General features: G+C 39.7%; 12 protein-coding genes. All 12 read left to right on the forward strand.

Annotation, left to right across the window (positions count from 1 at the left end; all coding sequences use genetic code 11):
* Nucleotides 1-3 precede the first annotated feature (3 nt).
* The 12 genes from DK872_RS08935 to DK872_RS08990 are packed head-to-tail and all read left to right on the forward strand — an operon-like array spanning nt 4 to nt 12,496.
* The gene (locus DK872_RS08935) at nt 4-978 is read left to right on the forward strand and encodes an FAD-binding oxidoreductase (protein WP_161518251.1); all 975 of its coding nucleotides are present in this window, start codon (nt 4-6) and stop codon (nt 976-978) included.
* Nucleotides 979-994: 16 nt separating this feature from the next.
* Nucleotides 995-1,768 (forward strand): glucose-1-phosphate cytidylyltransferase, encoded by a 774-nt coding sequence (rfbF, locus tag DK872_RS08940; RefSeq protein WP_007371278.1) that lies wholly within the window; start codon nt 995-997, stop codon nt 1,766-1,768.
* Between the two features lie 3 nt (nt 1,769-1,771).
* Nucleotides 1,772-2,851, forward strand: a complete 1,080-nt coding sequence (gene rfbG / locus DK872_RS08945) for a CDP-glucose 4,6-dehydratase (protein WP_071921051.1) — start codon at nt 1,772-1,774, stop codon at nt 2,849-2,851.
* Between the two features lie 21 nt (nt 2,852-2,872).
* Nucleotides 2,873-4,186: a lipopolysaccharide biosynthesis protein RfbH gene (rfbH, locus tag DK872_RS08950; protein WP_007371280.1), complete on the forward strand. Its 1,314-nt coding sequence runs from the start codon at nt 2,873-2,875 to the stop codon at nt 4,184-4,186.
* Nucleotides 4,187-4,234: 48 nt separating this feature from the next.
* Nucleotides 4,235-4,771: a dTDP-4-dehydrorhamnose 3,5-epimerase gene (gene rfbC, locus DK872_RS08955; RefSeq protein WP_071921050.1), complete on the forward strand. Its 537-nt coding sequence runs from the start codon at nt 4,235-4,237 to the stop codon at nt 4,769-4,771.
* Between the two features lie 6 nt (nt 4,772-4,777).
* A complete protein-coding gene (locus tag DK872_RS08960) occupies nt 4,778-5,644 on the forward strand; it encodes an NAD(P)-dependent oxidoreductase (RefSeq protein WP_071921049.1) in 867 nt (288 codons plus the stop codon).
* A complete protein-coding gene (gene wzx / locus DK872_RS08965; RefSeq protein ID WP_161518253.1) occupies nt 5,610-7,010 on the forward strand; it encodes an O-unit flippase-like protein in 1,401 nt (466 codons plus the stop codon). The genes DK872_RS08960 and wzx overlap by 35 nt, the downstream gene beginning before the upstream one ends.
* Nucleotides 7,000-7,980 (forward strand): glycosyltransferase, encoded by a 981-nt coding sequence (locus tag DK872_RS08970; RefSeq protein ID WP_071921048.1) that lies wholly within the window; start codon nt 7,000-7,002, stop codon nt 7,978-7,980. Before wzx ends, DK872_RS08970 begins: the two co-directional genes overlap by 11 nt.
* Nucleotides 7,981-8,011: 31 nt before the next feature.
* On the forward strand, nt 8,012-9,463 hold the full coding sequence (gene wbaP / locus DK872_RS08975; RefSeq protein WP_156897420.1) for an undecaprenyl-phosphate galactose phosphotransferase WbaP: 1,452 nt from the start codon (nt 8,012-8,014) through the stop codon (nt 9,461-9,463).
* Between the two features lie 42 nt (nt 9,464-9,505).
* Nucleotides 9,506-10,729, forward strand: coding sequence for an O-antigen polymerase (locus DK872_RS08980; RefSeq protein ID WP_071921047.1), 1,224 nt, complete (start codon nt 9,506-9,508; stop codon nt 10,727-10,729).
* Complete coding sequence (locus tag DK872_RS08985) at nt 10,698-11,582, forward strand: glycosyltransferase family 2 protein (protein ID WP_071921046.1); 885 nt, start codon at nt 10,698-10,700, stop codon at nt 11,580-11,582. Before DK872_RS08980 ends, DK872_RS08985 begins: the two co-directional genes overlap by 32 nt.
* A complete protein-coding gene (locus DK872_RS08990; RefSeq protein ID WP_071921045.1) occupies nt 11,579-12,496 on the forward strand; it encodes a glycosyltransferase family 2 protein in 918 nt (305 codons plus the stop codon). Before DK872_RS08985 ends, DK872_RS08990 begins: the two co-directional genes overlap by 4 nt.
* Nucleotides 12,497-12,587: the final 91 nt, after the last annotated feature.

Below are 12,587 nucleotides of genomic sequence, written 5' to 3' on the forward strand. Positions count from 1 at the left end.
TCCGTGTCACATGTAATTAAAATATTCCCTGCTGATATTGCCTTTGAAGGCGACAGCGGGAAAACGTTGCTTGATTCTGCCCTTGATTCAGGTATCCACCTTGAACACAGCTGTAAAAACGGCAGTTGTGGTATTTGCGAAGCCGGACTGATGGCCGGGGAAGTGATCGATGCCGAGGGCCTGGTTATTACTGCAGGAAATAATATCCTGACATGTAGTTGCCGTCCCCAGGGTGATATATCGCTACAGGCAACGTATTATCCTGAGCTTGCCGGGCAGGTTAAAAAAATCACCCCATGTAAAGTGGTTAGCGCTGAAAATGTTTCTGCGGACGTAATCAAGTTGCTGCTGCGTTTCCCGCCGACGACGCAGATTAACTACTTACCGGGTCAGTATATTAATTTGCAGTATCAAGGTGTAACGCGCAGTTACTCAATTGCTAATGCCAATGAAAAAGAAGGCATTGAATTGCATATTCGCAATGTGCCTGATGGACAAATGAGCCAGTTAATTTTCGGCGGGCTTGCGGCAAATACATTGATGCGAATTGAAGGGCCGTGCGGAACATTCTTCATCCGTAACAATGAGCGCCCGGTAATATTTATCGCCGGAGGGACGGGGTTCGCTCCGGTAAAAGCGATGGTTGAATCGCTGATTGCCGAAAATACGCAACGGAAGATCTATATCTATTGGGGAATGCAGCATTCAACGCATTTCTATTCGTCTTTACCTCAGCAATGGGCTGATGCGAATCCTGATATCCATTTTATTCCTGTGGTCTCAGGTGAAGAAAGCAACTGGCAAGGACGTAAGGGTTTTGTTCACAATGCGGTCGTGGAAGACTTCGAAAACTTAGCGGATTTCGATGTTTATGCTTGTGGTTCACCTGTGATGATCGACGCGAGCCGAAAAGATCTGATGACATTGGGATTACCGGCTAAACACTTTTATGCGGACGCGTTTACCGTATCAAAATAAGACAGAGGATAAAGAGATGAAAGCCGTTATTTTAGCCGGTGGGTTGGGTACACGTTTAAGTGAAGAGACCGTATTAAAACCAAAACCCATGGTTGAAATCGGTGGTAAACCGATTTTATGGCATATCATGAAAATGTATTCCGCTCACGGTATCCGTGATTTTGTTATTTGCTGCGGGTACAAGGGATATGTCATTAAAGAGTATTTCGCCAACTATTTTCTGCATATGTCTGATGTGACTTTTCATATGGCTGAAAATCGTATGGAAGTTCATCAGAAGCGTGTAGAACCCTGGAACGTTACACTCGTTGATACGGGCGAAGCCTCAATGACTGGCGGACGCCTGAAACGCGTACGTGAGTATGTGAAAGATGACGAGGCTTTTCTGTTTACTTACGGTGATGGCGTATCTGATTTGGATATTAGCGCGACGATCGATTTCCATCGTAAACATGGCAAAAAAGCCACGCTGACCGCTACTTTTCCGCCAGGCCGTTTTGGTGCGCTGGATATTCAGAATCGCCAGGTTCGCTCGTTCAAAGAAAAACCGAAAGGTGATGGTGCGATGATCAATGGTGGGTTCTTTGTCCTGCACCCGTCAGTTATCGATCTGATCGAAAACGATGCGACGACGTGGGAACAGGAACCGCTGATGCGTTTGGCTGAACAGGGCGAGTTAATGGCGTTTGAGCATCCTGGTTTCTGGCAGCCGATGGATACCCTTCGTGATAAAACTTATCTGGAAGGCCTTTGGGAAAAAGGGAATGCTCCCTGGAAAACGTGGGAGTAAAAGATGATTGACGCATCATTCTGGAAAGGTAAACGAGTCTTTATCACCGGTCATACAGGTTTTAAAGGCTCATGGTTGACGCTCTGGCTGCAATCGATGGGTGCGGTGCTGAAGGGGTATTCGCTGAATCCTCCTACCGAGCCTTCTTTATATGAAAGCGCGGCTGTCGACGATCTGATTGATTCCACGATTGGCGATATTCGTAACTTCGATCAGTTACATGCGGCAATCAGCGCGTTCAGGCCTGAAATCGTCTTTCATATGGCCGCGCAGCCGCTGGTCAGACTCTCCTACGATGAGCCTATCGAGACCTATTCGACCAATGTAATGGGCACAGTCCATTTACTGGAAGCGGTTAAACGCGTGGGTGGCGTAAAGGCGATCGTCAACATTACCAGTGACAAATGCTACGAAAACCGCGAATGGGTCTGGGGATATCGTGAGCATGAGGCAATGGGGGGGTACGATCCTTACTCAAACAGTAAAGGATGCGCTGAGCTAGTAGCTTCGGCCTACAGAAACTCATTTTTTAATGAAAAAGACTATGCAAAACACGGAGTAGCTCTCGCTTCCGTGCGCGCAGGTAACGTGATTGGCGGTGGTGACTGGGCGAAAGATCGTTTGATTCCGGATATCCTGCGTTCCTTTGAGAACAACCAAACTGTTATTATCCGCAACCCACACGCTATTCGCCCGTGGCAGCATGTGCTTGAACCTCTCTCTGGTTACATCACTATCGCTCAGCGATTGTATGAGGAAGGCCCTGCTTTCGCTGAGGGCTGGAACTTTGGACCACGCGAAGATGATGCAATGCCCGTGCAGTTTATCGTCGAAACCATGGTGAAAATTTGGGGAGACGATGCAGCGTGGCTGTTAGACGGTAATGAGCATCCACATGAAGCTCACTATTTGAAACTCGATTGCTCCAAAGCGCGTATGCGTCTGGGGTGGCAGCCGCGCTGGAATTTAGTTGAAACGCTGGAGCGTATTGTGAAATGGCATAAAGCATGGATTGCTGGTGAAGATATGCTTGCTCGTTCACGGAATGAAATCAGCGAATACATGAACACCTCTTTGAAATAATTGACTAACAGGAAAAAAGCAATGAGCGCAAATAACCTGCGTGAGCAAATCTCTCAACTAGTTGCCCAATATGCTGACGAAGCGTTAAGTCCAAAGCCGTTTGTTGCTGGCAGCAGTGTCGTACCGCCTTCTGGCAAAGTGATTGGCGCAAAAGAGCTTCAATTGATGGTAGAAGCATCGCTGGATGGCTGGTTAACTACGGGCCGTTTTAACGATGCTTTTGAAAAAAAACTGGGTGAGTTTATTGGTGTCCCGCATGTTCTGACCACCACTTCAGGCTCTTCAGCAAACCTGCTGGCATTAACTGCATTGACGTCGCCAAAACTGGGTGACCGCGCCCTCAAACCGGGTGATGAAGTGATTACAGTTGCTGCGGGGTTCCCGACTACCGTTAACCCGACGATCCAGAATGGTTTAATTCCGGTATTTATCGATGTTGATATTCCGACTTATAACGTCGATTCGAAACTGATTGAAGCTGCAGTATCAGATAAAACCAAAGCTATTATGATTGCCCATACGCTGGGTAATGCCTTCGATCTGACGGAAGTTCGCCGTATTGCCGATAAATATAATCTGTGGCTGATTGAAGACTGCTGCGATGCTCTTGGTACGACTTATGACGGCAAAATGGTCGGTACTTTTGGTGATATCGGCACCGTAAGTTTCTATCCTGCTCACCATATTACGATGGGTGAGGGCGGCGCGGTATTTACCAAATCTGCTGAACTGAAAAAGCTGATTGAGTCTTTCCGCGACTGGGGCCGTGATTGCTACTGTGCACCGGGCTGTGATAACACCTGCGGCAAGCGTTTCGGTCATCAGCTGGGTTCGCTGCCGTTCGGCTACGATCACAAATATACCTATTCTCATCTGGGTTATAACCTCAAAATTACCGATATGCAGGCAGCGTGTGGCCTGGCGCAGTTGGAGCGTATTGATGAATTCGTTCGTCTGCGTAAAGAGAACTTTGCATATCTCAAGCAAGGTCTTCAGTCTTGTGCTGAGTTCCTGGAATTACCGGAAGCTACTGAAAAATCGGATCCATCGTGGTTTGGTTTCCCGATTACACTCAAAGAAACCAGCGGCGTTACGCGCGTTGACCTGGTGAAATTCCTTGATGACGCAAAAATCGGTACCCGCTTATTGTTTGCCGGTAACCTTACCCGCCAGCCATATTTTGCAAATGTGAAATATCGTGTTGTTGGTGAGTTAACCAATACTGACCGCATTATGAATCAGACTTTCTGGATCGGTATTTATCCGGGCCTGACAAAAGAACATTTGGATTATGTCGTTTCCAAATTTGAAGAGTTCTTTGGTCTGAATTTCTAATCATCCCTACTAAGGAAATAAGAGAGCTAACGCTCTCTTATTATTTCTATGAAAATTACAGAGCTACAATTCCCAGGTTGTTTTCTGATCGAATCTTCGAAATTTATGGATGTACGCGGCGGATTTGTCAAGACCTACCACAAGAATATATTTGAAGAAAACGGCATCAAGATAGATCTTGCAGAAGAGTTTTATTCTGTCTCCAGAAAAGATGTATTAAGAGGCATGCATTTCCAGTTGCCACCCTCTGACCATGAAAAACTGGTTTATTGCATGAATGGAAGTGTGTTGGATGTGTTCCTTGATATCAGAAAGCATTCTCCAACTTATGGACAGTCGATGGGAATAGAACTGAGTGGTGAAAATGCCAGGACATTATTCCTTCCTAAAGGCATTGCGCATGGTTTTCTTTCATTAGAAGATAACAGTGTAATGGTATATAAAACCAGCACAGTTCATGACCCATTGAAAGACTGCGGCATTCGGTGGGACAGTTTCGGTTATCCCTGGCCTGTAAGTGCACCAGTCATTTCAGACCGAGATACTAAACATTCAACCTTTTCTGAATTTAATAGCCCATTTTGAGTTTATATGAAAATATTACTTACTGGTGTGACGGGGTATATTGGTAACGCAGTAATGAAGTATTTGCTCAGCCAGGGACATGAAGTCCATGGTCTGGTGAGACGCGAAGTCCAGGTGCTCAATCCGGAACTCCATTACCATCTATTAACCGGCGATAATCTAAAATCACTTATAGGATTTATTAAACCCGATTGTGTAGTACATATTGCGTCCCTGTTTCTAGCTGCGCATAAATACGAAGATATCCATAACCTGATTAGCAGTAATATTCTCTTCCCAACTCAGTTACTAGAAGCTATGGCAGAAAATGGTGTTACTAGACTGATCAATACGGGTACATCGTGGCAACATTATGATTCTGAGGAATACAATCCGGTAAATCTTTATGCCGCGACGAAGCAATCATTTGAAGATATTGTCAAATATTACGTAATGGCGAAGGGATTTAGCTGCATTACGCTGAAAATTTATGATTCATATGGACCTGGTGACTCCCGAGGAAAATTAATCTCTTTGTTGGATCGATTAGCTAAAACTCAAGAAAAGTTGGATATGTCACCTGGCGAACAGATGATTGATCTCATCCATATCGATGATGTTTGTCGCGCCTATGGCATTGCTGTAGATATGCTCCACAAACAAAATGAGAGTTATGTTTCTTCTTTTGGTTTATATTCAGAAAACGCAGTGTCTCTAAAAAAATTGGCCAAAATATACGAATCTGCTAACCATTGTCAGTTAAATATCAACTGGGGCGGGCGAGAATATCGTGAAAGAGAAGTTATGCATCCCGCTAACAATTTAATGGTTCTTCCCGGATGGAAGCCAGAGATTCCGCTTGAAGAAGGTATTAAACTTTCTAACAGGTATTGATACTTTCATATTAATGGTTGTAGCAACAATGATAAAAAAATATGGCCAGCTACTTACTGGCCTGATTAATCAGTTTGTCAATATTCTATCACCGTTCATTATAACAGTGATTGGCTTGAAAACTACTGATGCTGAACATGGTAGTATTTGGGTCATATTTTTATCGATGATGGTACTTATCAACCTTTTTGACTTTGGCTTGTCGCCGACGACAATTCGCAATATCAGCTATGTTATTGGTGGCGCAAAGACATTACAAAAAGATGGTATCGTTGCAATTTCTGATGATGCAATCATATCATTTCCTTTGTTGCTAAGATTATTAAAAGATATTAAACGTATATATTCATATATTACAATCGTAGCGTTTTTTATCATTACGCTGGGCGGCGGTATTTATTTTTGGCTCATTTCCCCGGAGCATTTAGCCACTGAGATTATCATTGCATGGGGTTTTTTTTCTCTCGGGCTTTTGCTCAATCTTTATTATTTATACTACACGCCTGTTCTGTGTGGCTTAGGTGTAATTCAACATTCCTACTATGCAAACATTGCAGGCAAATTGTCTTGGCTTATATTGACAATGCTCGTTTTGTTTTTCCATTCAAGCATAATTGGTTTTTCAGCTGTCTTTGTCATTTCAATATTTATTAACAGGGCAGTAAGTTCCTACTTTTATAATCGCAACGATAATATTCGCAAAACAAAAAATGTCGTGATGCAGTCAGAATCAACAATACCCGTCATTGCGTATAATACAATCAAGCTTGGTACAGTAAGTCTGGGAAGTTTTATGATAAGCCGCGCGACCATCCTGATTGCAGGACTGTATTTGCCCCTCGCACTCGCCGGTGCTTATACATTTACTTTACAAGTATATATGGCACTGTTAGCTGTTGGGAATGTATTCGTGACTATAAAAGTACCGCAGCTTTCTTCTTTAGTTTTAAGAGGGGATCGCACGGGCTTACAGAAAAGCATTGCTAAAACGCTGAGCCTCTCTTGTTCTATATATATACTTGGTTTTCTCACTTTTTATGTACTGGCAAATTTTTTGACTGAACTTCTTAACCTTAAAGTGCATTTCCTGGACAGTAAGTTTCTTGTATTACTGGCAGTTGTGTATTTTCTTGAGTTAACTCATTCTATTTGTGCAACTATTATTACGACGCAAAATAAGGTTCCTTTTGTCAAACCTGCGTTACTATCGGGTTTCTTCATTGTATTAACATCATATCTGTTACTGAAATATACGGATTTAGGCGTTATGGGGTTGATCATAGCGCAGGGTATAATTCAACTTTCCTATAATAACTGGAAATGGCCAGTGACGGTTTATAAGGAGTTTTTCTCGTATGCTAAGTGAAAAAGCTAATCGCTGTATAATAAATACAATGGATTATGAAGGGGATGTGCTTTTAACTATAGCAATACCTACTTATAAACGATTTGATTTGCTGAAGGAAACATTACGTAGTGTTTTTGCAAATGCTTTCAAAATTAATATCGAAGTGATTGTTGTGGACAATGATCCGGATAATGACATGTTGGCTTTGCAGGAAATGAAAGAGTTCGAGAAATTTCAGTTTAAATATTATAAAAATTCAGAAAATTATGGAATGTTTGGTAACTGGAATCAATGCCTTATGCTGGCAAAGGGTAAATACATTACCTTGTTGCATGATGATGATCTTCTTAAAGATAATTTCTCCTCTGCTTTAGATATCAACCAGCTTGAGGAAAATGACTTCATGGCATTCAATTGCGGAGTTCTGGATGAAAGGACTGCTACAAATAAACCTCGAGTTCATCTGTTATATAGCTTAATCAAAAAAATTTATACAAGTATTCGTGAAGTTAAACACAAACATAGAAGAGTTATTGATATCAAAACTCTTTTTTTTCTCAATGTATTTATGGGAACATTGGCCGTAGTATTTAATCGAAACAAAGCTATTACCATTAGTGGTTTTGATGAAGATTATTATCCAGTGGCGGATTATCATTTTTGGTCAAAATGGATAGCTAAGTTCGGCACTGTGTATATTGAACCTGAATATGTTGCGCTATATCGAATAAGAGAAAACGAAACAATGAAGCAACAAACTATTGATGCATTTATAGAGAAGGATTTTCAGCTTCGTGAAGAGATATGCAGAAATGTACCAGAGATGAAAGTGTATGCGAAATATACTAATTTATTGAAACAGAGAGATAGTATGCTTTTCAATTTCTCATGGAGCAATAATGAAGTTAAGCATAAGAAAAACATAATTAATATTTTAAAGTATTTCATTCTAAGGGTTCGCTGTGCAATATTCTTCACATTGTCTTAATGTGTGGCATTTAACTTAAGAAGTAATAGATATGAGCAACTATTCGATGATATCGATAAAAAATTCTCACAGAGAATTAAAATGTAATGTTATTCTAATTTTTTCCGATCTTATTGCATTATTTTCCTCTTTTTTTATTTCGTGCTTTTTCTTAACGTTTGCAGAAGGCGGACTCAACAGGTTTATTCCAGCCGCTTATTTCTCAACAAGATTTCACACGTTGGCATTATTGTATACTTTTTTTATATTTTGGTTCAGTATCCGTCTGAGACATTATACTAGCAGGAAACCTTTCTGGAGTGAGTTGAAAGAGATATTACGTACTATCGTTATTTTCTCTATTTTTGATCTGGCACTCGTGGCTATAACTAAGTGGGAAGTGTCCCGTTACTCATTTGGTAGCACTTGGTTGCTTGCATTTTTATTGGTACCGTGCTTGCGTTTTCTTACAAAAACAATTTTGCTGCGATTGAAATATTGGCAACGTCCGACGTTAATAATAGGTAGCTCCGATAATGCGTATCTTGCTTATTGCGCCGTTAGACGTGAAAAATACTTAGGTTTGGAAGTAAAAGGTTTTCTTGTTACAGACAAATCTTACCTTTCCAGCCATGTAGACCCTGACTTGTTATTCACTGAAGATGAATTGCAACTGAGTGATTTAGCGAAAGATAATTACCAAGTGATAATTGCTCTGGAATACAACGAGCAAAGTGAGTGTGACCGTTATTTGCGCCTAACTTCAAAACCAGGTTTTCATTATGTGTCAGTAATTCCTCCGTTACGTGGTGTCCCACTGTATGGTACAGAGTTATCCTATTTTTTTAGTGAAGAATTGATGATCTTGAAGGTTGGTAATAATCTTGGACGATTATCATCACGTATTTTTAAGCGCATTTTTGATGTTGTTGGTGCTGTAGCTATTCTTGCCATGATCTGGCCATTATTTGTCTTTTTAAGTTATAAAATTAGAAAAGATGGAGGCAAGACATTTTATAGCCACATTCGCGTTGGTCGTAATGGTCAAAAGTTCAATTGTTACAAGCTACGCTCCATGGTGCATGACTCTGAGCAAGTGCTGAAAAATTTATTAGAGACTGACCCATCGGCAAAGTCAGAATGGGAAAAAGATCATAAGCTTAAAAATGATCCGCGAATTACAAAAATTGGTCATTTTATGCGAAATACAAGCCTTGATGAATTACCTCAATTATGGAATGTGGTACGTGGTGAAATGAGCCTGGTTGGTCCAAGACCTATCGTGGACGAAGAACTTGAAAAATACGGTGATGATGTTGAATATTATCTAATGGTTCGCCCTGGAATGACCGGTTTATGGCAGGTAAGTGGCCGTAACGATGTCGATTACGAGCGACGCGTATACTTTGATTCATGGTATGTTAAAAACTGGTCTGTATGGAATGACATTGTGATTCTGATAAAGACAATCAGCGTTGTTGTATATCGAAGCGGTGCTTACTGACCGTTGTTTTCGTGTAATGGTTCAGTAGTTACAGGAGTCAAAATGAATGATGCTTTCATTCGCAAAGTAACTGGTCGCAATTTAATATTTGGACCACTAGCAATTTTCTTTATAGTATGGAATATAGTTCTTTTTCTGTATTCATTGCATTTTTCTAAATTATTGTATTATTCAACCTTACAAGCTTTTTTTGTCACTTATTTCATTATAGCCAGTTTCTTTCTAGGTTGGTTAATTATGAGAATTGTGACTAACTACAGTCAAAATAGTCATATTCATACGGTAACACAATCATTCATTTCACAACTGACAAGGCGAGTGAAAATATTTTTTGGGTTTTGGAGTATAATGACCTTGTTCGAAGTCGGCTATTGCCAAGGTGTACCAGTATTATGGCTGATTATCGGTAATGGCAAAACTTATTTTGACTTCGGAATACCAAGTATACATGGTTTTCTTAACTCATTGATACTTACAACTTCATTAGTTTCTTATTATTTGTATTTAATGACAGGTAATAAAAAAAATTTATTAATTCCTCTGTTCGCTTGTTTTTGGGCACTGGTGGTTATATCTCGAAATTTATTAATTGTGAATGTAATTCAAATGGTTGTGTTGCATTTTTATTTTGCTAAAATAAATTATTACAAATTTGCTAAATCGGCATTATTACTACTTATCCTAATCCTTATATTCGGGGTAGTTGGCGACGCACGTACAGGCAAAGAGACTTTCTTTGAACTGGCTGCTGTTAATGATAACTATCCAGATTGGTTACCTTCTGGGTTCTTATGGGTGTATATGTATCTTGTAACACCTCTGAATAACCTTATACATGTCTTTAATACGATTTCTCCTGAATGGAATATAGGGCTGAATAATTCAACGATATTATTGATTCCTTCTTTCCTAAGGAATTTGATTTACGGTGATCTAACCTACGATTCAACATATTATTTGGTAACGCAGGCATTTAACGTCAGTACGGCGTATATTGATCCTTATAGAGATTTAGGGAGCGTAGGTGTGTTTTTACTCGCTTTCTTTTCTGGCTTTTTTGTTACTTATTTACAAAGTAAAAAAGATACGCGATCAATACTTTGTTTTTGTGTGCTTGTGCAATGTAATATATTAAGTGTTTTTTATAATCACTATATGTATTTACCTATTATATTTCAACTTGTGGTGATTTATTTTTGCTTCATTGCAAGATACGATTCCAGGATTGTTACATATGCTGAAACAAAAAGAAAAAACATCGTTTGATTCGCTGCGTTTAGTGAAGGATGTCAGAGGTTTTGATGAGGCTCCTTTTTTTTCGATTCTAGTCAGGATGAAGAATGAGGAAAAAATGTTACCACACTTTATAAAATCACTGTCGGCGCAGGTAACAAATTATACATATGAGTTAATATTTTTAGATAGTGAAAGTAAAGATGATAGTATTGAAATTGTAATGGAGAATTGCGAAAATTTTGTAATTTACTCTATAAATGCAAATGAATTTTCATTCTCCAAAACTTGTAATTTTTTAGTGGAGAGTGCAAGAGCACCTAACTGTATTTTATTGTCAGCCCATATCGAAATTATTGGTAATGATTTCTTGCAAAGATTGGGGGATGCAATAGAGAAAGGAAGTGAGTGTGGGTACTTCCGACAGGTTGTAAATCACAATAACGGGTATTCTCTTTATGATGTATTGACGCTGAATAAAAGTTTTCCGGAAAGAAGAGATGCTAGAGTATTTAGCGTGACGGATAAAAAAGGTTTGCGTTTCAGTAATGCAGGCTCATTTTTTAAAACCAGATTGGCCATTGAAACAACTTTTCCTGACGTTGCTGCAAGTGAGGATTTTTTATGGGCAAGTTCGATTATCGATAAAAACCATCTTGTTCATTATGTTCCATCGCTTACTATTGCACATTCGCATAATGAATCTTTAGAGGATATCACTAAGCGAGTAAATATTAATAAGCGTGTTTTGTATGGTGATAAGCCTGCGTATAAAAAAAGTTTTATGATGTTCATGGCATTATTCTTGATGTTATTGTTTTCCGGGTCTGGTTTGAGAAAGTCTTGTGCCTATGCTTTAGCCCATGCAAAGGGATATTTGAAATGAATTTTGCTGTAGTTATACCAACCCATAATGGCGGGGATGTATTTAAAGAGTGTCTGGAATCAATTACAACGCAAAGTATACAACCTAATATAATTTTGGTCATAGATTCTAGCTCTAAAGACAATACGGTTGAGTTAGCTTCGAGATACACAGATTGTATTAAAATTATTCCGTCTTCTGAGTTTAATCATGGTGGGACCCGGAATATGGCCGCTCGGCTAGTGAGTGATGTTGAATTTATTGTATTCCTCACTCAGGATGCGATCCTCAATTCATCCTTTGCATTTGCGAATTTATTGTCCTTCTTTGAATCGGACAACGAAATCGCTGCCGTATGTGGTAGGCAGTTGCCCCATGTGACCGCAAACCCTCTTGCACGTCATGCCAGGTGGTATAACTATCCGCAAACATCTATAATTAAGACGGCTAATGATATACCGATTCTAGGTATCAAAGCGGCATTCATGTCTAATTCATTTGCCGCGTATCGAACAGCCGATCTTCTTGACATTGGCGGTTTTCCATTAGATACCATTCTTGCTGAAGATATGTATGTTGCTGCAAGATTTTTACTTGATGGAAAGAAAGTCGGTTATTGCGCTGAGGCCAGTGTACGCCATTCTCATAATTATTCTCCGGTTGAAGAGTTTAAACGATATTTTGATACGGGGGTTTTCCATTCTCAAGAAAAATGGATAAGAGAAAAACTTGGTGTTTTAGATGGCGAAGGGAAGAAATTTGTTATTTCAGAATTGAAATATCTTTTGAAAACTCATCCGTTATGGATACCTTTATCGATTCTGAATACCATTGCAAAGTTAGTGGGTTTTAAACTTGGTTTGCGCTGGAATCAAATACCAAAATTCTTATTACCCAAATTAAGTATGTATAAAAGTTACTGGATCAAGAAATAATCTACCGAGTGGCTCCAGAACGAAAAATGCTATCTTTTGATAAACCATCGATGTTCTCGATTATAGTTAGTTCTGGTAGAGTATTTTGCAA

Origin of the sequence: Kosakonia sp. MH5, from assembly GCF_009935945.1 — a bacterium.
Taxonomy (GTDB): domain Bacteria; phylum Pseudomonadota; class Gammaproteobacteria; order Enterobacterales; family Enterobacteriaceae; genus Kosakonia; species Kosakonia radicincitans.